This window comes from Erwinia sp. MYb416 (assembly GCF_037479575.1).
GTDB lineage: Bacteria > Pseudomonadota > Gammaproteobacteria > Enterobacterales > Enterobacteriaceae > Erwinia > Erwinia rhapontici.
The window spans coordinates 127,006-151,053 of sequence record NZ_JBBGYT010000438.1 but is presented as its reverse complement, the minus strand read 5'-3'; the positions used below and the strand labels follow the sequence as shown (position 1 = coordinate 151,053).

The 24,048-nt window shown below is 53.5% G+C and carries 22 protein-coding genes; 9 read left to right on the top strand and 13 right to left on the bottom strand.

The window, feature by feature from the left end:
- Positions 1 to 137: 137 nt before the first annotated feature.
- Positions 138 to 1,073 (bottom strand): aromatic alcohol reductase, encoded by a 936-nt coding sequence (locus WH277_RS10095; RefSeq protein ID WP_339505506.1) that lies wholly within the window; start codon positions 1,071 to 1,073, stop codon positions 138 to 140.
- A gap of 85 nt (positions 1,074 to 1,158) precedes the next feature.
- Between WH277_RS10095 and WH277_RS10090 the strand changes: the two genes are divergently transcribed.
- Positions 1,159 to 1,560: a winged helix-turn-helix transcriptional regulator gene (locus WH277_RS10090; protein WP_176971843.1), complete on the top strand. Its 402-nt coding sequence runs from the start codon at positions 1,159 to 1,161 to the stop codon at positions 1,558 to 1,560.
- Between the two features lie 307 nt (positions 1,561 to 1,867).
- Here the strand turns inward: WH277_RS10090 and WH277_RS10085 are convergent, their stop codons facing one another.
- Positions 1,868 to 2,749 (bottom strand): hypothetical protein, encoded by an 882-nt coding sequence (locus WH277_RS10085; protein ID WP_171149431.1) that lies wholly within the window; start codon positions 2,747 to 2,749, stop codon positions 1,868 to 1,870.
- A gap of 498 nt (positions 2,750 to 3,247) precedes the next feature.
- Between WH277_RS10085 and WH277_RS10080 the strand changes: the two genes are divergently transcribed.
- Both WH277_RS10080 and WH277_RS10075 read left to right on the top strand, forming a co-directional pair.
- Entirely contained in the window at positions 3,248 to 5,629 is a 2,382-nt protein-coding gene (locus WH277_RS10080) for a beta-glucosidase family protein (protein ID WP_339505501.1), read from the top strand.
- A gap of 374 nt (positions 5,630 to 6,003) precedes the next feature.
- Positions 6,004 to 7,152 carry a glycosyltransferase family 9 protein gene (locus tag WH277_RS10075; RefSeq protein ID WP_159338624.1) on the top strand — a complete coding sequence of 383 codons (1,149 nt, stop codon included), beginning with the start codon at positions 6,004 to 6,006 and terminating at the stop codon, positions 7,150 to 7,152.
- Positions 7,153 to 7,196: 44 nt separating this feature from the next.
- Here the strand turns inward: WH277_RS10075 and WH277_RS28695 are convergent, their stop codons facing one another.
- From WH277_RS28695 to WH277_RS10040, 8 genes are read right to left on the bottom strand one after another with little or no spacing between them, the layout of a single operon-like run.
- Entirely contained in the window at positions 7,197 to 7,355 is a 159-nt protein-coding gene (locus tag WH277_RS28695; protein WP_133843530.1) for a TonB family protein, read from the bottom strand.
- 1 nt (position 7,356) lies between these two features.
- Entirely contained in the window at positions 7,357 to 8,421 is a 1,065-nt protein-coding gene (locus tag WH277_RS10070; RefSeq protein ID WP_212816123.1) for an iron-containing alcohol dehydrogenase family protein, read from the bottom strand.
- Between the two features lie 24 nt (positions 8,422 to 8,445).
- Entirely contained in the window at positions 8,446 to 10,779 is a 2,334-nt protein-coding gene (locus WH277_RS10065) for a molybdopterin-dependent oxidoreductase (RefSeq protein WP_339505499.1), read from the bottom strand.
- Complete coding sequence (locus WH277_RS10060; protein WP_133843532.1) at positions 10,779 to 11,540, bottom strand: SDR family NAD(P)-dependent oxidoreductase; 762 nt, start codon at positions 11,538 to 11,540, stop codon at positions 10,779 to 10,781. Before WH277_RS10060 ends, WH277_RS10065 begins: the two co-directional genes overlap by 1 nt.
- 6 nt (positions 11,541 to 11,546) lie before the next feature.
- Positions 11,547 to 12,002 (bottom strand): S-ribosylhomocysteine lyase, encoded by a 456-nt coding sequence (locus tag WH277_RS10055; RefSeq protein ID WP_133843534.1) that lies wholly within the window; start codon positions 12,000 to 12,002, stop codon positions 11,547 to 11,549.
- A gap of 34 nt (positions 12,003 to 12,036) precedes the next feature.
- On the bottom strand, positions 12,037 to 12,705 hold the full coding sequence (locus WH277_RS10050; protein WP_133843536.1) for a methionine ABC transporter permease: 669 nt from the start codon (positions 12,703 to 12,705) through the stop codon (positions 12,037 to 12,039).
- Positions 12,698 to 13,711 carry a methionine ABC transporter ATP-binding protein gene (locus tag WH277_RS10045; protein ID WP_133843538.1) on the bottom strand — a complete coding sequence of 338 codons (1,014 nt, stop codon included), beginning with the start codon at positions 13,709 to 13,711 and terminating at the stop codon, positions 12,698 to 12,700. The genes WH277_RS10050 and WH277_RS10045 overlap by 8 nt, the downstream gene beginning before the upstream one ends.
- 8 nt (positions 13,712 to 13,719) lie before the next feature.
- Positions 13,720 to 14,526 (bottom strand): MetQ/NlpA family ABC transporter substrate-binding protein, encoded by an 807-nt coding sequence (locus WH277_RS10040; RefSeq protein WP_133843540.1) that lies wholly within the window; start codon positions 14,524 to 14,526, stop codon positions 13,720 to 13,722.
- Between the two features lie 216 nt (positions 14,527 to 14,742).
- Between WH277_RS10040 and WH277_RS10035 the strand changes: the two genes are divergently transcribed.
- From WH277_RS10035 to WH277_RS10015, 5 genes are all read left to right on the top strand, one after another.
- Entirely contained in the window at positions 14,743 to 15,921 is a 1,179-nt protein-coding gene (locus WH277_RS10035; RefSeq protein WP_339505496.1) for an aminotransferase class I/II-fold pyridoxal phosphate-dependent enzyme, read from the top strand.
- Positions 15,922 to 16,443: 522 nt separating this feature from the next.
- Positions 16,444 to 17,979 carry an S-type pyocin domain-containing protein gene (locus WH277_RS10030; RefSeq protein ID WP_339505495.1) on the top strand — a complete coding sequence of 512 codons (1,536 nt, stop codon included), beginning with the start codon at positions 16,444 to 16,446 and terminating at the stop codon, positions 17,977 to 17,979.
- The gene (locus WH277_RS10025; RefSeq protein WP_133843544.1) at positions 17,979 to 18,242 is read left to right on the top strand and encodes an immunity protein; all 264 of its coding nucleotides are present in this window, start codon (positions 17,979 to 17,981) and stop codon (positions 18,240 to 18,242) included. Before WH277_RS10030 ends, WH277_RS10025 begins: the two co-directional genes overlap by 1 nt.
- 131 nt (positions 18,243 to 18,373) lie before the next feature.
- Positions 18,374 to 18,637 carry an immunity protein gene (locus WH277_RS10020; RefSeq protein ID WP_133843546.1) on the top strand — a complete coding sequence of 88 codons (264 nt, stop codon included), beginning with the start codon at positions 18,374 to 18,376 and terminating at the stop codon, positions 18,635 to 18,637.
- Positions 18,638 to 18,777: 140 nt separating this feature from the next.
- Entirely contained in the window at positions 18,778 to 19,035 is a 258-nt protein-coding gene (locus WH277_RS10015; protein ID WP_133843548.1) for an immunity protein, read from the top strand.
- A 38-nt stretch (positions 19,036 to 19,073) separates the two neighbouring features.
- On the opposite strand, the gene WH277_RS10010 is transcribed toward WH277_RS10015, so the two are convergent.
- Positions 19,074 to 19,964: a LysR family transcriptional regulator gene (locus WH277_RS10010; RefSeq protein WP_167864020.1), complete on the bottom strand. Its 891-nt coding sequence runs from the start codon at positions 19,962 to 19,964 to the stop codon at positions 19,074 to 19,076.
- Between the two features lie 92 nt (positions 19,965 to 20,056).
- On the opposite strand from WH277_RS10010, the gene WH277_RS10005 reads away from it, so the two are divergent.
- The gene (locus tag WH277_RS10005) at positions 20,057 to 20,857 is read left to right on the top strand and encodes an isocitrate lyase/PEP mutase family protein (RefSeq protein WP_167864019.1); all 801 of its coding nucleotides are present in this window, start codon (positions 20,057 to 20,059) and stop codon (positions 20,855 to 20,857) included.
- 56 nt (positions 20,858 to 20,913) lie between these two features.
- On the opposite strand, the gene WH277_RS10000 is transcribed toward WH277_RS10005, so the two are convergent.
- Positions 20,914 to 22,500 carry a methyl-accepting chemotaxis protein gene (locus tag WH277_RS10000; protein ID WP_339505490.1) on the bottom strand — a complete coding sequence of 529 codons (1,587 nt, stop codon included), beginning with the start codon at positions 22,498 to 22,500 and terminating at the stop codon, positions 20,914 to 20,916.
- A gap of 95 nt (positions 22,501 to 22,595) precedes the next feature.
- Positions 22,596 to 23,870 (bottom strand): putative bifunctional diguanylate cyclase/phosphodiesterase, encoded by a 1,275-nt coding sequence (locus WH277_RS09995; protein ID WP_159338616.1) that lies wholly within the window; start codon positions 23,868 to 23,870, stop codon positions 22,596 to 22,598.
- Between the last annotated feature and the right edge of the window lie 178 nt (positions 23,871 to 24,048).

The following is a 24,048-nucleotide window of genomic DNA, read 5'->3' as shown; positions in this document are numbered from 1 at the left end:
GCTCAGGATCTATGTATAGGTGGGTAAACCGCAATGCCAGCAAAATTGCAGTGGCTTTTTTGCTCTGAAGACAAGAGCACGTCGGCATCTGAATTTGCTCTGCACCGCTTAAAATAGTGCTTAACACTACCTGAATGCTACATACCGTGTTGTTTTGCCAGCCATTGACTGGCCGTCGTAGTTGAAATTCCCTGACGGTAATTGTAAGTATTTTGCTTACTCCAGGCTACGCCGTCTGGCCGTGCGAAAGCAAGTCGATAATTTGCACCAACATCTTGCGGATTGAGCTGAACATCATCCAGAAGCTTTTGCCCGTCCAGTAATTTTCTATTTACTTCGGTGCCCCAGTGAGCACTCATTAAGTCAGCAAGCTCACTATAAGTCAGCGTATCACCTGCAATATAGACAATCTCGTTTTTGAAAGTGGGCTGATGGAAGAAAATGTCCGCAGTCAGCTTGCCAATATCTTCTGGTGTGGATAGCGTTACCGCGTGCATCCAGTCTCCCAGGGCACAGACAGTTTTACTTTGCGTGTCAATAACACCAAAACTTGGCTCAAACAGATAGCTGGTAAAAATGCCTGTAGATACAATGACCCACGCTGTTGCGTTTTGCTGGCGTAAAAGGTGGCGAACTTCTAGTTGTTCATCCCACACTTGTTGCCCGCTGCCTTTACCCACTACGTCATAATCAACGCCAAACTGCCATGGGAAGTAGCGGGCTACGGCAGCTTTGAATACCGCCTGAGTAATTTTTATCTGTGTTCCCGGCCCGCCGACAAAACCACTGCAGTTGATGACGGCGTCGAAAGCAGCAAATAGTTCACTCAGTTCATCAACACTGTTTTCCTGCAGATCGCCCTCTACTACAGCGATTCCAAGCTTCGTCAGTTCATCCAGCCGAGCCTTGCGCGAGCCAGAAACGGCATAAGCGGCTTCGCTTCTGAGTAACACGCTAATTTTTACATCTTTATAGTCCTGCACTTTATTGCTCATCGCTCTTAATACCTGAATACCAAGCTCGCCTGCACCGAGTACTAGAACAGTATCTTTAGGTTTTTTTTCAGTATTCATTGTTGCTTCCTGTTGTATTAAAACGTCATCCTGACAGCTGACATGGCCTGGTTCAATTAGGCACACGCATGATACCGGAGGTGATATGGAGTCTGAGCGGGAAGCACTGTTGCAATTTTCCAAGGAATTTTGTGAGGAATTAAGCAACGATGATGAGGGCCTAAAACGTGAGATCCTGGCCCATGCAGGTAATCGCTGGTCGCTGGGCGTGCTGCATATTCTTGGTACTAACGGACCTCTTCGCTACGGAGAGTTACGCCGCTACCTTACGAGTGTCACTCAAAGAATGCTGACGCGAACACTGCGACATCTGGAGCGGGACGGGCTTATATCCCGCTATGATTATGAGGAAAAGTTGCCCCGGGTGGTTTATGCAATTACAGATATGGGAAAAGAAATGCTTCTGCGGATGCTACCTTTATGGTCATGGATTATCACATCCGCCGGCTATTTTCGTGCATCCAGAGCACAATACGATGCCGATTGAGTGTACAGGCAAAAGATTGTTAGAGAGAGACGATATGACTTCATGAATCTTGACATACTTACCAAAGCAGTCTGTTAACCATGCTGTCTTAATGAGAAGAAAGCAGGGTATTGCAACTACCTCAACTTATGACCGATAGATCCGCAGATCGCTCATAGCAGACCGTTACCTCGTCCGCTTAGTGCCAGGAGCGGACGTTAATGCTCTGAATGAATACCGGAGCTGCTCAGCTCAGTATTAGGATGTGATAAAGGAGCCAGTTTCGGTTCCAGTATCATTTTGGCAACCCATATGGCGGATGAAATAGTCAGTTCCAGTATTCGTATTTCGCCGTTATAACGGCTTTATATTTGTCCACATCCTGTTTACCCGTCCGATCGACTGGGACAATCATGATGTTCATATTGGCGCGTGTGCATTCTCCATGCGAGTTCCACTCCTCGCACGTGGACAGGTTTTTTTCGATGGTGAAATAGGTCTGGGTCTTGCTCAGGGTCAGCTCACGGCCCTCGTTATCATAGGTATACTCTTCTATGGTTGAGGGGGACTGGGTTTTGATCAGGCGATGATTGTCATCATAGCTGTATACAATCGTATTGTTATCTATCGGCAAACTTCCTTTGCTTACCATCCTTGCCAGCAACCCTGATGAATTGAAAACGTAATCTATTTTGCTCACTGTGGTTTTGTCTTTATCTTCTGCTTTTGTGGCCGCGATAGTCGAGCGTGTAACTGCGTGGCTGATTAATCCTTTATTGTTAAGCAGGTACATTCCCTCCAGAGTCTGCTGGTACAGCTGTGTGGTCTTCTTACTGTTGTGATCGACTATGACCCCGTTTGCATCCATCTGGATGCGCCAGCCAAAGTCCGTTCTGTTCAGCTGAATTTCATTGGTAGCCGTGAATACTGCTTTCGGGCCTCTTGAGGTTTTGACCTCTTTTACACTGCCGCCAATTAGCTCACCGCACTGACTGAAGTTGCCTTGAACCGATGCACGAAGATACCCATTAGGACTATCAATAGTCATTTCAACCGATTTGGGGATTTCTGTTCTTGTCTGCTGGCTCATGAGAATGAAGTTGTTCAGTTTGTTTTTAGCGATGGTTTCCGCTGTGCATTGTGCTGCATAAGTCTGGAACGTGCAGAGGGATAAGAGAGTAATAAACAGATTTTTATTATTGAAAAGCATTATTTGTTGTCCTCAGGAACCGATCAATTATCTGAATGAACCATTTAGCTTGCCAGGAAAGAGGGCCTTTTCTATGGACAGGTCGAAATCGAGGATCGCCTCATCTGTATGTAGCAGCACAGGAAACTGTGCCTTTAGGCTCAACAATCGGCACGTCTTCCCAACACGGATGAAACAATGCACGATTCCAGTCCGGCCTGAGACGACCACGTTTTTTAAAGCGCTCACCATTACATGCAAGCCTGTTGCGCGTGTGATTCGACTCACTTGTCAATCAATGGCTTCACTGTAATCTGGCGACATGCTTTGTACAAGAACGTCTGCACCTCGCTCACAGCAGACTACTGATGTCGCTACCAGCCACCACATCCCGAAATCCCCCATACCACTTTTTATATCCCCCCGCCCATCCCACAACCGTTACCTACGTCACTAAAATATATCAACATTTTTGGTAATCTCATTTTTTAGCCTCCGTAAAAATGCTAAGGGATGAGTATGAAATCACATAAGGCCGGACTGTCGGCTGCCGTTATCCTCCTGTCTACACCCGCCTGGGCCGCTCCACAGTTAAAAGATGCTGAGTCGATATCTGCGGTCATTGCCGCCATGACGCCGGAAGAGAAAGCCGCGCTGGTGACGGGCACCGGGATGAACAATGCCGAAAAAGTGGCGGGCGCGGCGGGTTCAACCTTCGCCATCCCCCGGCTGGGCATCCCGCAAATTGTCTTTGCCGATGGCCCTGTTGGCGTCAGGCTCGGGGCAGGCCCCACCGGCGGTGAGAAGCGTTTCGCCAGCGCGTTCCCGGTGTCCATCGCCATGGCAGCCACGTGGGACCCGGCACTGATCCAGCGGGTCGGCGGTGCGATAGGTGATGAAGCGAAACAGTATGGCGTCGACTTAATGCTCGGACCGGCGATTAACATTCAGCGTAACCCGCTGAACGGCCGCAACTTTGAATACTTCTCCGAAGATCCGTGGCTGAATGCCATGATCACGGTGAGCTATATCAACGGGATGCAGGCGCAGGGCGTGGGCGCAGTGGTGAAACACTTTGCTGCGAATAATCAGGAAACGCGCCGACAGACGGTGAACGAGATTATTTCTCCGCGTGCGCTGCGGGAAATCTATTTCCCCGGTTTTGAATACGCGATGGAGAAAGCCCAACCCTGGGCGGTGATGAGTTCGTATCCGTCGATCAACGGCACGCCCGCTTCGCAAAACGCCTGGCTGCTGAAAGACGTACTGCGCACTCAGTGGAAGTTTAACGGTCTGGTGATGTCTGACTGGTACGGCGTCAGCGATCCGGTCAGGGCATTGCAGAATGGCAACGATCTTAATATGCCGGGCGGGCTGTCCAAAAAGGACACGCCTTTCCTGCGCCGCAATACCGACCCGAAAGACGTGATCCTCGCGGCCATCAAATCCGGCGAGATCACGCAGGATCAGATCAACGAAAACGTCCGCAATATCCTGAGTGTGGTGATCAAAACCCACCGCTTTAAAGGTGGCGAACCCACCCGCGATCCTATGCCTGCCGATCATGCGTTACTGGCGCGTCAGTCGGCGGCCGATGCCATGGTGTTGCTGAAAAACGATGCAGAAACGCTGCCGCTCACTACTTCGCTGCGTGTGGCAACGTTCGGCCATAACATCAGTAATTTCTTCGTGGTTGGCGGGGGAAGCGCGGAGGTCAATATCGATCCTAAACGGCTGGTGACGTTACCGCAGGGGCTGAAAAACGCCGGGTTAACGCTGATCGATGCCGCCGGGGGACAAACGCTGGATGAGCAGGCCAGCGATGCCGCTATCACCAGCGCGGCGCAGCAGAGTGATATTGCCCTGATTTCAATCGGGCGCAGTTCTACCGAGGGGGCGGATCGCTATTCCATGGCGATGCATGCGGATGAAGTGGCGATGATTGCCAGGGTGTCTGCGGCGTTCCATCAGCAGAATAAAAAGGTGGTGGTGCTGCTGAATATTGGTGCCCCTGTCGAGATGGCCTCGTGGGAGCATCACGCAGACGCGATTCTGCTTACCTGGCAACCCGGTGAACAGGCGGGTAATGCGGTAGCGGATATCCTGAGCGGAAAAGTGAACCCTTCCGGTAAGCTGCCGCTCACCTTCCCTAAACGTCTGGAAGACTCACCGGGTTTTGGCAATTATCCGGGCAGCGCAAAAACGGTGATCTACGGTGAAGGGATTTATGTTGGCTACCGTGCTTTTGACATCCGGCAAGTCGCGCCGATGTATCCGTTTGGCTATGGCCTCTCCTACTCCGGCGTACAGTATGGCAAGGCCAGCCCGGATAAGCCGGTATTCAATATTGATCAGCAGGACAGCATTGCGATCAGCCTCCCGCTGCGCAACCTGTCGCAGAGAGACACCAAAGAGGTGGTTCAGCTTTACGTGCACGATGAAGCTTCGCGCCTCGACAGGCCGGTTCAGGAGCTGAAAGCGTTTGAAAAAGTCAGCCTGGCAGCGGGCGCAGAGCAGCAGGTCACGCTGAAACTTGATAAGCGCTCCTTCTCCTATTTTGATGAGGACAAAAATGACTGGGTGCTGGAGCCAGGCCGCTTCACGCTTCGCATTGGCAGCTCGTCGCGCGACATCCGTACCGAGGTTCCTCTTATCGTCACCTCATCGACCCCGGCATTCTCTCTGGAGACACCGTGGATCGACGTGCAAACCTATGAAAAATCCGCCGCGATTGTGGCAAACGTCATCGGTGACGAGGAGACAAACGCATGGATTCAGGGTGCCCCCACGCTGGGTGAGAAGCTGGATGCCGCTTTGCAGCAGCAACCCGAACCGGTGAAGGATGAAGCTAAAAGGAAGGCGATCAAGCAGGAGATCTTACGGCAAATTAATGCGCTGTAATTTTCCAGGGCGGTAAAAATGGACGGCCGGTTACATCGGCCGTTATTCTTCTATCGATAATCATTAGCCTTTCAGGCCACGTCATTCTCATGCAGTCAAATCACTAAACAAGCTGAGATGAATTTTAGATACCACCATTCGAATCATTGGGGATGAAACAGACTGACAGCCAATTGCCCGGTGATTTTCCTGCGCAGCAGTGATAAACTATGGCACACAACATGTGACCAACCTGCCAAACCATTTCCTCTGAAACTGATTCATTCAAAAAGTAAAAATTACTCACTGAATTAATTGCATTTGTAATTAATTAAAGTTGAAATAAAACATGACAACATTACACTTTTCACATCTACTTTATAAGGATATTCGCCATGACCGAACAACTTGCCATTTCAGTATCTAGTGGGCATTTTAAAAAACTAAGAGAACTTAATCGACGCAAAAATTACTTTATGAAAAAAGTAAGATTAGATGCCAAATTACTCGTTGCAAAGATCATATGGGATAAGTATAAAAAAAACACATTAAACGTAGATTCCATAAAAACGATCTTACTTATACGTAATGAAGGGACCATCGGCGACACCGTTGTTTACTCTCCTCTTATTAAAAATTTGCATACGGCAGGTTATAAAGTTGATATATTACTGACGAAGTCCAGCAGTATTGTGGTGAAGTATAATCCATTTATCAGAAATATTTATGAAGCAGATGATGCCAGCACAGAGGTTTATCTGAAAAGCTTCAACCATACTGTTTCGGAAATAACCATTGAAAAATTGAAAAATAACCAGTATGACCTGGTCATTGATCCATCATTGTTTGATACTCCCGTTCACAGAATGCGGCTATTGCGTGAAATAAATCCTAAGTCAGTGCTGGCATTCAACAAGAAAAAGCGTTTCAATCATTACAGTAAATCACTTAATTTCTTTGAACGAGACAAAGAGCATGTCACTCAGGCAGCTTCACTTATTTCTGAGTTTCTGATAAAAAAACCAATCACTCATGACGCTTATAGTCTGCATTTCCCTGATGCTTTTTTCGATGATGTCAGAAGCTTCCTCAGTGCATTTAATAACAAAAAAGTCATCATTAATGTTTTTACCGGAAGTAAAGAGCGGAATTTTTCACAAGAACAGCTGGCAGAGATAATAGCAGGCCTTAATGAAAAATATGATAATCTCAACATTATCCTCCTCGACCACAGGAAAGAGATCGATATTCCTCTCCCCGATAATGTCGTCATTAATCCCTTCAACACGCTGCATCACGTTATGGCATTAATTCATGAGTGTGATCTTATTATCTCCCCGGATACGGCTATCGTGCATATCTCAGCCGCATGGAAAAAAAATCTTATTGCCGTATATAAAAATGTTGTCGACAACAATGATTTATGGGCACCTGGTTACGACAATGCCAGCCAGATCATCGTTAACAACCGGGCAATTTCACAAGTGAAAGAGGTGCCTGAATTGATCGCTCAGGAGATAAAACGCCGACATCTTCTTGACTAAGAAATGATAATCCCGGCCCTCAGGCCGGGATGAAAGATAACGCGCTATTCAACCGACGATTTCATATTAATGCTAAAGGTAAAGTCCTTCGTTAATCCCTGCCAGGGTTTATGCGGGGTAAATTTCCACTTCCTGATTGCTCTTAACGCTTCCTCATCAAATATTCCCGCAGGTTCTGAGGATGCCACTCGCGCATTGATCACATCATTCTATCGTCGCCACCAATGCCTGCTCCAGTTTCTCCTGCGTAATCGTGAACGGCAGATGGGTGAGGCTGACGGCGGGGAAATGAATCTCATGGGCAATCTGGCGGAAACGCGCAGCAACATCGCCCGTCAGCGCGCCCAGCGTCAGCGGGCTGTCGTACTGCTGTAATAAGCTCAGCAGATTGTCATCGGGCTGCTGCCCGCGCTCAAGCAGTGACTGGATCAGCAGGCAGTACCCCACTTTCTCACCGTGTAGCAAATCGTGCAGCTCCGGTTCGTGGGTCAGGCGGTTGTGGATCTCATGCGCCACGCCCGGCGTGGGCAGGTCGTCATGCACGCTGTTGGCAAGCCCGGCCAGTACGATATTGGCCTCAATCACCTTCTCCAGCGCCGGGGTCACCTGCTGGTTTTGATTGGCGATCACCGCTTCACTGCCCCACTGCGCATACACCTCCAGCGCCTGGCGGGCCACCGACACCTTCAAATCCAGCCCCAGACGCCCCGGGTTCTGGCGCTGATACGGTTCCAGTTCAAACCATTTTGCCAGCGCATCGACAATGCCCGCCTTCAGATAGCGCACATCGGTGTGAGCAATCACTTCACTGTCCACCAGCACTAATGCAGGTTTTTTGGTGACCAGCAGGCCGTGATGATGGCCGCCCTGGGCGTTGTAGACGATGGCGAACGGCGACCATGCCGCACAGGTCGCCGCGAGGGTGGCAAAGTTAATCAGCACCACGTCATCCAGTGTGTCTGCCGCCGCTTTGGCACAGTCCATTACCCTGCCACCGCCCAGGGCTAAAATGCCCTGCGCGCCCTGGGCAACCACGTTGTCCCGCAGCCGATCGATGGCCTCGTCAGTACATTCACCGTCCAGGTACTCCAGCTGCCAGCGGATACCCGCGCTCTCCAGGCTGTGAGACAACTCAGGGTTCACCGCCTGCCAGGCGCGTGGCGACGTCAGAATACGTAGCTCGCGGGCATAAGGTTTGATGTGTTCGCCCGCCTGTTTGCGCAGGCCGGGCTGTTGCAGATACGCCGTGGGCGCGGTAATCGTTAGCATCATAAACTCCGGATCAAATAAGATTTATCGCGCAGGTGAGGCTTCGGGGTCGGGGATAAACTCCGGCGGGTCCCAGGCGGTGATCGGCGGCAGCGGCGCATCGAAGCGGACAATCTCCACACGACAGCTCTGCGCCGTACACCCCTGGCCTAGCCGCGAACTGCCCCGATCGTCGGTTAATACGTTCGGGTTACCGTGTTTATCCAGCGGCTGCACATCGCGGGTATTGATCGGGTCATACCAGGCACCCGTCGACATCTGCACCACACCCGGCCTTATGCCGTCACTGAGATGCACCCCGGCGAGCAGTGAGCCGCGTGCGTTAAACACGTTGACGATATCGCCCTCCGACAGGCCGCGCTGCGCGGCATCCTGCGGGTGCAGCCACAGCGGTTCGCGCCCGGCAATCTTTGTCTGCTGGCTGATTTTGCCGTGATCGTACTGGCTGTGCAGCCGCGTGCGTGGCTGGCTGGAAAGCAGATGCAGCGGCCAGCGCGGGTCGTCAGCCTCCGGCGCCAGCCAGAACGGATGCCCCGGGCACTCCGCATAGCCGAACCCGGCGACAGTGGACGAGAACAGTTCAATTTTGCCGGAAGGCGTGCTGAGCGGTGCACGCTGCGGATCGGCACGAAACGCCTCCAGCAGGATCTGCGGCGTTTCCGGGCGCGGATACTCCAGCTTGCCGCGCTGCCAGAACGCGTCGAACAGCGGCAGCTCAATGCCCTCTTCCTGCGCACGCGGCCGGGCCTCGTTGTACATCGCTTCCAGCCAGCCGCGCGTATCACGCTGCTGGGTAAAGTCGTCGCCAAAACCGAGCCGGTTAGCCAGATCGCTGAAAATCGCGTAGTCATCGCGAGCCTGCCCGACTGGCGCAAGGTGCTGGCGCATGGCAATCATAAAGCCGTCATTGCTGGCGCTGCCAATATCTTCCCGCTCCAGCGAGGTGGTGGCAGGCAGCACGATATCGGCAAATTTGGCCTGCGCCGTCCAGTACTGCTCATGGACGATAATCGTTTCCGGGCGACGCCAGGCGCGGGTCAGCTTATTCAGATCCTGGTGATGATGAAACACGTTGCCGCCCGCCCAGTACACCAGGCGGATATCAGGCCAGGTCTGCGTTTTACCATCAAATTGATAAGATTCGCCGGGATGCAGCAGCATATCGGCGATGCGTGCGACCGGGATGCGGGTGGTCACCGCATTCACGCCCGCAGGCAGGCGTGGCCCGGAAAAGCGATGGCGGTCCGATCCGGCAAGGTTCGTTGAGGCATAGCCAAATCCCAGCCCGCCGCCGGGGGTGCCGATCTGCCCCAGCAGCGCCGTGGTCGCCACCACCGCCCAGAATGCCTGCTCGCCCTGGCGTGCACGCTGCACGGACCAGGCAACATTGATCATAGTTTTATGGTGCGCCATCTCGCGCGCCAGTTCGCGAATGCTGTCAGCGCTTAAGCCGGTGAGCGGCGCGGCCCACGCCGGGGTTTTCACCACGCCGTCATGCTCTCCCAGCAGATAAGCACGGTACTGTTCAAATCCCACCGTGTGGCTGGCAACAAAGTCGCTGTCATATAAACCTTCGTCCACCAGTACCTGGCACACCGCCAGCAGCAGCGCCGTGTCGCTGCCGGGTTTAATCGCCAGCCAGCGCGCATCATCAACCGCCGACAGATCGTTTTTCACCGGGCTGATATTGATAAAGCGCGTGCCGTTACTGCGCAAGGTGTCCAGCCAGTGTTGCAGGGCGTGATCGTTCGCGCCACCGCCGTTAACCTGCGCATTGCGTAGCGGCAGGCCGCCGATCGCCACAAACAGCTCACAGTGCTCTGCCAGCACCGGCCAGTGGGTGTGCTGGCGCTGGAGATCATCCAGATCGCCGAGGATATGCGGCAAAATGCGCTCCCCTGCAGCAATGCTGTAGGTATTGGTGCTGCCCGCGTAGCCACCGAAGCCATTGAGGAAACGGTGCAACTGGCTCTGCGCATGGTGAAAACGTCCGGCACTCGACCAGCCATAAGATCCGGCATAGATCGCCTCATTACCGCGCTCCGTTTTTACCCGTTGCAGTTCATCTGCCACCAGCGCCAGCGCTACGTCCCAGCTCACCTCCACAAAGGGTTCGCGCCCGCGCCCGTTACGGGAGGCCGCGCGGTTGTTTAAATAACCCAGCCGTACCGCCGGACGCTGGACGCGTGACGATCCCTGCACGGCGCCCGGAAGGGATTGGCCGATTTTCGACGGATTGCGATCCCACTCCACCGGGCTGATCCCGGTGAGCTGACCGTCGGTGACGGCAACGCGATAGGTTCCCCAGTGCATTACCGCCAGGTCGTGGTTGTCGGGTTTATCGGGTTGTGTGCTCATCAGTGCATCGTCATGCCGCCCGTGACGTTAATCGCCTGGCCGGTCATATAAGAGGAGAGAGGGCTGGCGAGAAAAGCCACCACGTTGGCGACATCAAGAGGCTGTGCCGTGCGCCCCAGCAGTACCTGGGAGCAGTCTTCCGCGTAGATCGCTTCCGGCGTCAGGCCGCGCAGTTCTGCCCCTTCGCGCCGTTCACGCCACTTCATTTCGGTTTCCACAATACCGGGGCACACCGCATTCACCAGGATATTGTCACGCGCCAGCTCAATCGCCATCACCTTCGTCAGGCCCAGCACCGCATGTTTGGAAGCAACATATTGCCCCATCAGCCGGTAGCCGTTTTTTCCCGCCTGGGAGGCGATATTGATAATGCGCCCGGCCTGTCGCACCTTCATCACGCGAATGGCAGCTTCGGACAAATAACTGAGGCCTTTCACATTCACATCGAGAATACGCTGCCAGTCATCATCGTTCATGGCATCCACCGGGCTCATTGCCGAGACGCCGCAGCTGTTCACCAGAATATCGACGCCGCCAAAGGTGGCGACGGCATCATCAATCAGCGCCTGTGCCGCCGGGCGTGATGCCACGTCTACCGGCACGATCAGCTGACGCTCTTGCTGCTGGCGCGAGGGGGCAGCGATGTCGCCAATCACCACATTCGCCCCACCCTCGAATAACAGATCGGCAATCGCTTTGCCGATCCCCTGCAAACCGCCGGTTACCACGGCGGTCTGCCCACTGAAATCGAGCATCAGCATCGCAGATTACCTCCTGAAGGCATCGTCGCTGATGCCTGCTGCAAGGACCTGCTTCGCATACTCCTGAGCGGAGAACAGCGAATGGTCACGGTAGTTGCCACAGGCCAGCGCCGTCACGGCAGGCACATCCGTTGCCGTCACCACACGTTCCAGCACACGTGTTAATGCCGCGGCGATCTCCGCAGGCTGATGCTCATCCCACAGGATCAGATAGAACCCGGTGCGGCATCCCATCGGCGAGATATCGATAACGCCTTCCAGCTCTTCGCGCAGGCCAAAGGCCAGCAGGTGCTCCAGCGTATGCAGGGCCGCCGTGGGAATGGCGTCAGCATTCGGTTGCAGGAAGCGCAGGTCGAATTTCTGCACCACGCTGCCCAGCGCATGGCGTTCATAACCCGCCTGGCGCACATACGGCGCTTTGACAAGGGTGTGGTCGAGGGTGAAGCTCTCTACAACTGGCATGTTATAACTCCTTAAAACGTTAAAAAGAGGGCCGTTATTCGCGTCGGATGCGGCGCGACAGACGGGTGCCGAGTGTCTGAATTAGCTGGACGATGACGATCAGCACCAGCGCTGTCACCAGCGTGGCAAAGGCGTCAAACCGCTGGTAACCGTAAGTGATCGCCAGGTCACCAATCCCGCCGCCACCGACGGTGCCCGCCATGGCGGTCGCCCCCAGCAGCCCGATGGTTGCCGTGGTCAGGGCGAGGATCAGTGAAGACGCGGCCTCCGGCAGCATAAAGTGCCAGATGGTCTGACCGACCGTCGCGCCCATCGCATCGGCCGCTTCAAGAATGCCTTCATCAACTTCCAGCAGGGAGCTTTCCACCAGCCGCGAAATATACGGGGCGATAAATACAATCAGCGGCACAATCGCGCCCGCCGTCCCAATGGTGGTACCCACCAGCAGCCGGGTGAAGGGCAGAATGGTGATCAGCAAAATAATAAACGGCAGCGAACGCAGGACGTTGATCACCGGGTTCAGCACCTGATGGACAAAACGGTTCGGCAGGATGCCGCCAGGACGGCACACCACCAGCACAATCCCCAGCGGGACCCCCAGCAATGAACCAAAACCCAGCGACACGGCGATCATCACCAGGGTGTCATGCAGCGCCAGCAGGAACTGATCGCCGGTCACGGCGGTATCGATAAAATCAAACATGGGTGATTTTCACTCCTGCTTCGCGGAGGTAGCGCACGGCGCTATCGGTCTGTTGTGCCTCGCCCAGGATCTGCACGATCATAAAGCCGAGGATCGTGCTCTGGACCTCGGACATGCTGGCGAACAGAATATTCACCTCAATGGCGTAGTCTTTGATAATGCGGTTAATGATCGGCTGTTGCGCGGTAGCGCCAACAAACTCCAGCCGCAGCGTTTGTCCGTTACCGGTACGCTGCAACAGATCGACCACGCTCTGCGGCAGGCGATCGTGGATCACCGACTGGACAAAGCTGGCGGTCACCGCATGTTGGGGGTCGGCAAACAGGGTGAAAACCTCCCCCTGCTCGACCACCCGACCGTTTTCCATCACCGCCACCTTGTTGCAGATTTTTTGGATCACCGACATTTCATGGGTAATCAGCACAATGGTGATGCCGTAGCGGCGGTTGATCTCCTGCAACAACAGCAAGATCTGCACCGTGGTATGCGGGTCCAGCGCAGAGGTGGCCTCATCACACAGCAGCACCGACGGGTTAGTGGCCAGCGCACGAGCGATCCCCACGCGCTGCTTTTGCCCACCGGACAGCTCGTTAGGGTAGCTGTGGATTTTGTCACTGAGATTGACGAACGCCAGCAACTCCGTCACCCTGGCCTGAATAAACGCCCGGTCGCGTCCCTGTAAAATTAACGGGATGGCGATATTGTGAAATACCGTTTTCGAATTCAGCAGATTGAAATTCTGAAAGATCATGCCGATATCTTTTTTTACGGTATTCAGGCGTTTTCCACTGACGTGCTGTAACGACTCACCGTTAATCACCACCTCACCGCTGCCGGGTGATTCAAGACGATTGATTAAACGCAGCAGGGTACTTTTCCCGGCACCGCTGTAACCAATAATCCCGAACACATCACCTTTATCGATATTCAGGCTGATATTATCCAGCGCCAGAATATCATTACCGTTTCTGGAAAAAATTTTACTGACCTGGCGAAACTCAATCATGGCATTATTCACTTCAGATAGTCAGGGAACAGATAGCCTTTGTACTGCTCATGCCCGAGAATATACTGTTTGAATTCTGCAGAGTGATAACCGGCAATAATATCTTTAGCGAACTCAGCCTGTTTATTTTTACCGGCGACGGTCACCACATTAATAAATTTACTGCTGGCCGATTCGAGTTTCAGCGCGGAGTCGAGTTTAATGCCGTTGGAGACCGCAAAGTTCCCCTGAATCAGGCCGTAATCGACATCGGGAAGTGCGCGCACCTGCTGTGCGTTATCCATCTCTTTCAGCACGATTTTATACGGGTTTTCCGTAATGTTACGCTGAGAGAAAGTGGCCGCATCGCTGTTGTCGGCGATCTTAATCCAGCCCAGACTTTGCAGGACCAGGGCTGCGCGATACTCGTTTGCCGCCTGATTGGGCACGGAAATAGTGGTGCCCGGTTTTGGGGTTGCCAGCTGTTTGATCTTACCGGCATAAAGCCCCATCGGCGGTGTTGGCACCTGAACAATCCCGGTGTTATCAATGCCCAGGCGTTCATTGACCGATTGCAGGTAAACAGGATGCTGCATAATATTGGCTTCAATATTACCGCGTGCTACGGCATCGTTAACCTGAATGCCATCGCTAAAATCTTTATACTCGACTTTATACCCTTTTTTGATCAAATAAGGGGCAACACCTTTTTCGAACTGCTCTTTATAAGGTCCGGGATTAAACCCGACACGAATTAATTTATCCTGAGCATTAGCAAAAAATGAAGAGGTCGATAACAAAGCAACAACAACGCCGAGAAGAACGGGCTTTTTCATCAATATTTTCCCTGAAAAGAGTGCGAATAAAATTGATTAAATCACAGCCCTCTTCCGGTTGTAAGTAAAACAGCGGCGTTTAATTTTGCTTTTTTGTGATAAGGATAATCAATCATCACATATCTGTTTATTGCACATCGATAGTGATTTTTATCTTTTAGGCCGACATCAACATTAATGTCATATTGAGCCATCACTGTTTAATTCGAGAATACAATGCCTGATTTCGCTGCCTCCCCTCTGGTTAATGCCCTGGAAGAGAACTTATTTAGCGTGCTGGAAAAACTGGCACGAGAGGTGGATACCTCGGAACTGTCACTGATTGACCTGTCGAGCGGCAGCCCGCGACAGCCAACACCGCCTGCGATTATCGCTACGCTGCAAACCACGGCGGCATCACACGCCAACCATGAATATCCTTCCTTCTGGGGCAAGCCGCAGGTGCGCCAGGCGATCGCAGATTTTTACCTGAACCACTATGGCGTTGAGCTGGACCCGGAGAGCGAAATCGCCGTGTTTCAGGGGTCGCACATCGGTGTGAACGGCATCCCGCGTGCGGTGGTCAGCCCGGGGCAAACGATCATTTCCACCGATCCCTGCTACCCGATGTACCGCTCAGCGGCAGTGCAGTCACAGGCGCAGTTTTACGGCATCCCGCTGGAGGAGAAGGATAATTTCCTGCCCGACTTCTCACGCGTCCCTGAAGAGGTGGCACGCCAGAGCGGGCTGCTGATCCTGAACTATCCGCACAACCCGACCGGCGCGATGGCCACGCCGGCACTGTTCGACGCGGCGCTCGCCTTTGCCCGCGAGTACCACACCCCGGTGCTGCATGACTTTGCCTACGCGGCGATTGGCAGCCATGCCGCCGACATCCCGGCCAGCCTGCTGGCACAGCCGGGAGCGAAAGAATGGGGCGTGGAAACCTATACGATGTCGAAAACGTTCTGCATGGCAGGATGGCGTTTTGGCTTTGCAGTGGGAAATGCCTCGATTATCCGGGCGTTTAAAAAACTGCACACCCACAGTTACAGCACCGTGTTCGGCGCGATTCAGGATGCCGCCATCACAGCGCTGTCGCTGCCTGCATCGCAGATTCAGCAGTTGGCCAACGTCTATCACCAGCGCCGCGAGTGGGTGCTGCAAAAGCTGGCCGCCATGAACTGGCCTGTACCGCCCAATCAGGGCACCTTCTTCCTCTGGCTGCCTGTACCTGACGGAGAGCGTGCCCAGCCGTTCGCCGAGCGGCTGCTGAAGGAGGCGCATATTATCGTGGCCCCCGGCAGCGGGTTTGGTCAGGGCGGCGAAGGCTATATCCGCATCAGCCTGACCGCCGATGATGCCGCGCTGAATACGGCGCTGACACGTATTGACGCCTTAAAGCTGTTTAGCTGAAGGGCTGGCATCGTAACGCTGCTCTCTGACACAACAAGGTAGTCTGGTCGTAAGAATGATTCCGGCATAGCCTCTGTTTTACTGTGTATATGCACAGCATTAACCACAGGAAGAGCAAAGGAGAACATCATGCCAGGATTTAACTACGGTGGTGGCAAAGGTGATGGCACGGGATGGAGTTAAGAGCGCGGAAATGAGCCGAGTCCGGGCGGTGGTAGCAAGGGAAATGCAGGCAATCACGATAAAGGCAAAGGGAGTACTTCTGGTAAGGGGTCGGGCACAACACCGGGTATATCGCGATCGGTCGGTGATGCACTGGCCCTGAAAGCGGGCCTGAATCCGGGGGATTTTACCGGCTATTTTATTAATGCTGATGGTAATGCCATAGGAATAAGCCCTCTTGTCGGTGGCGATGCCTTTGGTGTTAACCTTGGCCCGGCGCCTGCAAATCCCGCTGTCGGCGGTGGCAATAGTGGTAACGGCAATAGCGCTAACACACTGAATCCTTTCAATGCGGTGATTGTGACATTTAAAGGTGACACCTCCGATGCGCGCATTGCCGCGCTGAATAAAATCATTGCCGATAATGCACGGATGGCTAACAGCGGTCAGGCCGGGCAACGGATACGTAATGCAGTAAAAGCCACAAAACAGGCTAAGGCGGAGCTTGCCTTGATTAATGCGGCTCGTAAGCAGAAGGCAGCGAAGCAGGCTGCTGAAGCCCGTGCAAAAGCAGAGGCAGCGGCGAAAACGAAGGCTGAAGCTGAAGCCCGCGCAAAAACAGAGGCAGCGGCGAAAGCGAAGGTTGAAGCTGAAGCCCGCGCAAAAGCAGAGGCAGCAGCTAAAGCACAGAGAGAAGCCGCAACCAACCGCCTTCGATCTGCCAGTGTACAGGCCGTACGCGGCGTTGAGATCGGTACGCCCGCATCCACAGCACCTGCCAGTTGGGCCATCGCCTCAGCGGGTGCCATTACGCTAGGTGAAGACGTAGCGGGTAGCCTGTTATCGCGCATTTCTGCGGTACTGACAGAATTGCGTGGTATTGCCGCCGCCAGTCTGGCCGGGCCGGTGGCCGCGACCCTTGCCGGGTTGTTGTATTCTGAAAAAGTGGGTGTGGGAAGCGATGTGGTTCCCGGCCGGGACATCAGTGCCCTGCTGAGTACCGATACCCTGTCCCTGCCGGACGCAAGCGCACTTCTCCGCGCGGCTGACGCGGGTACCCCGATCGATATGGCAGTGCGCGGACGTCTGATCGTACACGACGACGGCACGCTGGAAACCCAGCTGGTGCGCAGCAAAGTACCGGGAAAGGTGCAGGTGGTACGGGCGGTTCAGGATAGCGTCACCGGCTACTGGGGAGTTACCCTGCCCAAAGTCGCTGATGTACAGGGCCCAACCATTCTGGTCAGCCCTGTCAATCAGCCGGGTGCGGGTTCAGCAACGCTGACCGATCCGGTCCCGGTTCCTGAACAGATCACGCATTTCGGTGGCCCGGTGACGGTCCCACAGGGTCCCACTGTGCTGATCACCCCGGTGGCGGAACCACCAGGCATTCACGATATCATTCTGGTGTTCCCCCCTGAATCAGGCCTGAAGCCGCAGTACATCATATACAACAGCCCGTATGGCGAAACCAATGCCAAAGGTAAATACAGCGGGCGTGATTACAATAAGGACAAGGCGGGTGGCCCCATTCAGAACCTGGACTGGAAAGAGGCAACCATTGACCGTGCCGGTATCGACAAGGTAAAACTGCACGCAGGGCGCTTTGGGGAATCAGCTAGCAATAAAGTGATGATCGAACGCCTGGAAAAAATTCTGACAGGCGAGCTACAGGTGACAGATACCGATAAGCGTTATTATACGCATGAAATCCGGGAGCTGGAACGGTACAGAAATCTTGGAGTTAAAGATAATACTGTGCCTGATAATGCTAAAGAAGTGTGGAATAACACTCATACGGCCACACTTGAAGACTATAAAATCAACGAAAAAAGCGATCCCCTCTATACACCAGAGGCGTTAGAGGCATCCAGAAAAGAAGAGGAGAACAGGTAATGCTTGATCTTGAAGGGATTTATCAAAAAGAAAGCGTGGAAGATGTTCTGCTGTATTTCGCACTGCGAACCCCTTACCAAACCATTGATCTAATGTATGTTCAGTACAAATTTGAAGTAGCGGCAGAAAGGGAACTTCTGTTCACCTGCCAGCGACTGGTAAAAGAAGGAAAACTGATCGAAACAGGGAAGCCTCTTATGGAAAAGGGCCCGAACTGGAAAGAGCCGAAATTTGTCACTGACAAAAAATACGGTATTGCGTGACTGTATTATAATGCCCCTCAGGGGGCATTTTTCAGGTGTTGTCGCAAATAGACGGGGCAACACCAGGAAGAAAACACGTCCAGTACTGCACCGGGGCGGAAAGTATATTACAAAGCAAAGGAGAGCGACGAATGCTTGATCTTGAAGGGATTTATCAAAATGAAAGCGTGGAAGATGTTCTGCTGTATTTTGCACTGCGAACTTCTTATCCATGGATTGACCGAATGTATGTCCGGTACAAATTCGAAGTAGCGGCAGAAAGGGAACTTCTGTTTACCTGCCAGCGCCTGGTCAAAGAAGGAAAGCTGATGGAAACAAAAAAACTCTTTATGGAAAAAGGCCCAAACTGGAAAGAACCGAAATTTGTCACTGACAAGAAGTACGGCATTGAGTGAGCTTCCTTAATTTAGCGCCATCCGTCTGGATGGCGTTCTTATTCATATCCTTTACGTATAGATATACCGAGAAATAAAATAAAAAACTCAACATCTGAAGGGATAATCTATATCGATGATATTTTCATAAGGTAACAATTATGTCTTTAACAGAAATAGTAAAAAATGAAAGTGTAGAGGATGTATTAACTTTCCTTGGGCCTACATCTGATTATACAAAACTGGATAAGCTGTTCACTTATAACCGATATGACGTCATATCCAGCGGAGAGCTTTCTGCAACGTATGACGAATTATTCAGGAAGGGCGTGCTTCAGGACCTGAACGGACAAGCGGTCAAAGGCCCAAACTGGAAAGAACCGAAATTTGTCACTGACAAGAAGTACGGCATTGAGTGAGATCCCTTAATTTAGCGCCATCCGTCTGGATGGCGTTTTTATTCGATCGACCAGCGCGCTGAATAAAATTCAATAAACGCACGTGCCGCCGGGCCAATGCGCCGGTTGGGCCGCACGCAGTACAATCCCGTTTCGCGCCCGGTCCACTGCGGCAGCACCTGCACCAGATCCCCGGCATTGATCGCCGCCGCCATCGTTAACGCTGAGTGAAAGGCAATGCCGAGGCCGTCGATGCACAGCCGTCGGGCTGCATCTGCGTTGTCCACGTTAACGCGCCCACGGGGTTCCAGCGTGCGCTGTTCACCCTGAGAAAACAGACGCCAGCACAGACCATCCTGGCTGGCCGCAGAGACAATACACGCGTGCTGCCCAAGCTGATCAATCGTTGTGGGCGTGCCTCTTAACGCCAGGTAGGCCTTCGATGCCACCAGAATGCGTCGGTTCTCCAGCATTTTATGGGCAACCAGTGAAGAATCCTTCATCTGGCCAATACGCAGCGCCAGCATTATCCCGTCAGCCACCAGATCGACGTAACCATCAGACAGACGCAGATCCAGCTGCACCTCAGGCCAGGCCTGAAGAAACGCCGCCAGATGTGGCACCACATGGGTATGACCAAACGCAACAGGTGCGCTGACCACCAGCCTGCCCCGCGGCCTGACCTGTTCGTCGCGCACCCGATCGGCGGCATCGCGCAACTGGCCTAACGCCTGCTGGCATTCAGAAAAATAGCGCTGCCCGGTGTCGGTCAGCGACATCGCCCGCGTGGTGCGGTTCAGCAACTGGGTGCCCAGATGGTGTTCCAGCATCTTGATAAAACGACTGACGGAGGAAGGGGTGATCGCCAGTGCTTCCGCCGCACGGGCAAAACTGTTGTGTTCAACCACAGCGATAAAGGTTTGCACTAAGTGCAGAGGCGGCGCAGGCATTATTGCTCTCAATAAACGAATGAATCATATTGGCAGCTATTATCAAGAAAATTAAGCATGATTAGAATCGTTCTTTTTTTGGAGAACATCTGATGAACACCTCTTCCGCCACCCGGTTCCACGCCCTGCACCACCAGCCCCTCCCTCTGCGTCTGCCCAATGCCTGGGATGCCGGGAGCGCACGCCAGATCGAAATGCTCGGCGCACAGGCGATTGCCACCACCAGCGCGGGCGTTGCCTGGTCGCTGGGCTATCGCGATGGCAACCAGCTCCCGGTCGCAGAGTATGTTGCCCGCGCCGCATCCATCGCCCGCGTGATCAACATCCCCCTCAGCGCCGATATCGAAGGGGGTTATCACGAACATCCTGCCACCGTGGCCGACACGGTAAGACGGATGATTGATGTGGGCGTGGTGGGCATCAATATCGAAGACGGCAGCGCCGATCCACAGTGGCTCTGCCATAAGGTTGAGGCCATCAGAGCCGCCAGCATAAGCGCAGGCGTTGAGCTGTATATCAACGTTCGTACGGACGTCTACGCACGCAATCTGGTCCCGGCCGGGGATAGGGCGGGCGAAGTGATCCTCAGAGCACAGAACTACCGGCACGCCGGGGCTGATGGGCTGTTTGTGCTGGGGTTAGTGGAAGCGCAGGAGATTCAGGCGATTGCCAAAAGCAGCAACCTGCTGCTCAACGTGAGTATCTGGCCCGGTCTGCCATCGTTAGATTATTTGAGTGAATACGGTGTGCGCCGCATCAGCGTGGGATCCTGGTTGCCGCAAACGCTTTGGGCGCACAACGAACAGTTAGTGCGTGGCTTCTTATCGGATAATGAGACCGCGCCGCTGATGGCAACGGCGACGCCCTATTCCGCGATCAACGCGCTTTTTTAACGAAAAAACAGCGCCAGAGAGTCAGTTACACCCAGGGGGCATTCCCCCCTGGACGGTCATACGCGGAATGTATCCGTCATAGCCTGAAGACTGTGGACCTGTTCCGCCAGAGAGTGTGATGCGGTTGAAGACTCCTCCACCAACGCCGCATTGCTCTGCGTGACATTATCCATCTGACTGACAGCTGTACTGATTTGCGAAATACCCTGCATTTGTTCACTGGAGGCCAGGGCGATTTCATCCATCGAGGCCGCCAGTTCGCTTACCATGCTCACTACCGCCACAATACTACGTCCGGTATTGTCAGCCACCGTCACACCATTTTCGACTTCTGCCACGGCTTCAGCGATAAGAGACTTGATTTCACGCGCGGCCGTTGCGCTTCGCTGTGCAAGGATGCGAACTTCACCAGCAACCACGGCGAACCCGCGCCCCTGCTCACCCGCACGTGCAGCCTCAACGGCCGCATTCAGCGCCAGAATGTTAGTCTGGAAGGCGATGCCCTCGATGACGCCCGTGATATCACGAATTTTTCCAGAACTGTGCGCAATGTCTTTCATGGTGCTGCCCATTGCCTGGACATGTTCCTCACCTTCCCGTGCCAGTACTGCTGCACCACGTGCAGACGTTGCCGTCTGTGTTGCGTTCTGGGAGTTATTTCTAATGGTGGCCGTGAGCTGCTCCATGCTGGCAGCCGTCTGCTGCAACGCCGCTGCCTGTTGTTCCGTGCGCGAAGACAGCTCGGTATTGCCCTGGGCAATCTCATCCGAAGCCAGTGAGACCGATGCTGCGGTTTCCTTAATCTGCGTCACCAGCCCACGCAGACGGGTCTGCATCACATCCAGCGAGGCCAGCAGACTGGTGGTATCTCTGGCACGCAGTTCAACCGTGGTATGCAGATAACCATCGGCAATGGCCGAAGCCAGACGCTGGGCCTGGGCAGGCTCTCCTCCCAGTTGACGTTTGATGTGGCGGGTGATCAGCCAGCTCATCAACAGCCCCAGCATGACAGAAGCCACCGTCAGAACGATCAGCGTGAAAAATACGCCGGAGAGGCTTTGCTGCGACTGAACGGCAGTACCTTTCGTCACCCGGCTCTGATAATTGACCATGTCATCAATCGCCGCCAGATAGGCATCCTGGGTGGCCTGAAGAGGGCCGGTAATCAGCGCGCGTTCGCCCTGCATGTCATTGGCACTTTTCAGCTGTAGAAGCCGGGTCATAACCGCGACAAACTCCGGCTGTGTTTTCTCAATAGCAGCCAGCAGTCCGGAGGCTTCCTCCACTTCTTTCAGGTTAATGCCTGGCAGCGATTTCGCGCCCTCGACCAACTGGCGAAAATGGGTAATGATCGCCTGATTATCGGCCTGAGCCTGTTCAATTTTCACCAGGGTATCAGACGCAATCGGGCCATTTTCCGTGGCAAGTGCCCGCAGCATCAGCTTGGATTGCAGGCTGGTATTGTCCTTAACCGTTCGCAGTATCTGCAGGTCATCCAGACGCGCACTGGTTAACTTCTGCTGATCGTTGGCATCGGAAAGTTTAATGCCCGCAAAGACCGACACCATCACTCCGCCAGCAATCACCGCCAGAAAGGCCAGGTTCAGCATCACACTGAGTTTTATATTATTTTTTCTGAACATGTTTTCACCTTAGGCAAAGATTGGAATTTCAGGCTCTCTGGCAACTGAGTGAGAGCCCATTCTCAATCTTGTTATCGGCAAAGACGGCAGAATATTCAGCCGGTAACCCCGCAACCGTGTTTCGCAGTAAATGCACGAAAATCACTCATGCTGAGCGGACGAGAAAAGTAAAAGCCCTGAAACGCCGTGCAGCCGAACGCCTGCATCACCGACCACTGTTCAGCCGTTTCAATCCCTTCGGCCAGCACTTCCAGCTTCAGCTCAAGCCCCATCCGCGCAATGTTCATGGCGATCACCGCTCCTTTTGGCCCTTCCGTTGCTCCGGAAATAAAGCTGCGGTCGATTTTTATCTGCTCCAGCGGCAGGCGACGCAGATAACTGAGCGATGAAAATCCGGTACCGAAATCGTCCAGGGAGAAGCGGAATCCGGCAGCAGCCAGCGCATGCATTTTCGCCACCACGGTTTCAATATCCGTGGCGAAAACGCTTTCTGTCAGCTCAAGCTTAACGCGTGAAGGGGACACCTGTGTCACTTCGGCCTGGCGTATCAGATTGGGGACGAAGTCTGGCTTCATCAGATGATCAACGGTGATATTCACGGAAAGGGTCAGATGCGCGGTCGCCGGGTTATTCTGCCACTGCGCCAGCTCCCGGAAGGCGCTGACAATCACCCAATCGCCCACGGCGGGCATCAACCCGGCCTGTTGTGCATCAGGAATAAATTCCGACGGCGGGACCATCCCCTTGCCAGGGCATTGCCAGCGCAGCAGCGCTTCTGCACCGTTGATCTGCCCGGATGAATTGAACAAAGGCTGGTAGAACAACACAAACTCGTTATTGTACAGCGCATGCTGAATAGCCCTGATTTTTTCGTTGCGACGGGAGAAGTCAGCATGCATCGCCACGATACCACCACACAGAATAGCGGTCGCCAAAATGGCATTCACTAGCGAAATAAAGAAGCGCAACGGGTGCGGGAGTGGGCTGGCGAAAGGGAAAATCAGGTCAGCACTGCTGAGGGCCATAAATGACAACAGGCTGGCAGCTATTAGCGCCATCTGCACCCGCGTGGGTTTGCGTTGATAGTTAATGTATCCCACCAGCGCGATGGTAAGAAGATAGAGATGCGTGGTTCTGGGAATACCGTCATCCGGCACATCACACAGCAGGCAATAGCCGACCGCATACGCCATATGCACCCCCTGCGCCAGCATCAGCCCGGTGGAAAAGTTGCCACGCATCGCAATTCGCCAGCTACAAACTGCCGCACCTCCCAGCACCAGCAGCGAGATGACAATTCCCCACTCCTCCAGGGCAATGAACACCGCCAGCCATCCCACGATGACCACAAGGCCACTGAGAAAGGCCATCCGGCATATAAATTCAAGGTGTTCATCATTGGGAGATGTCCCCCCTCTTCTTCCTGGCATGACGAAGATCACTCCATATAAATGGACCCGTATTTTATTATAATTTTGTATTCTATTTTACTTTTATAACTTAATTATTACCTGTTCAGATAGCCAGTTATCTGGCCTGACAGTATAC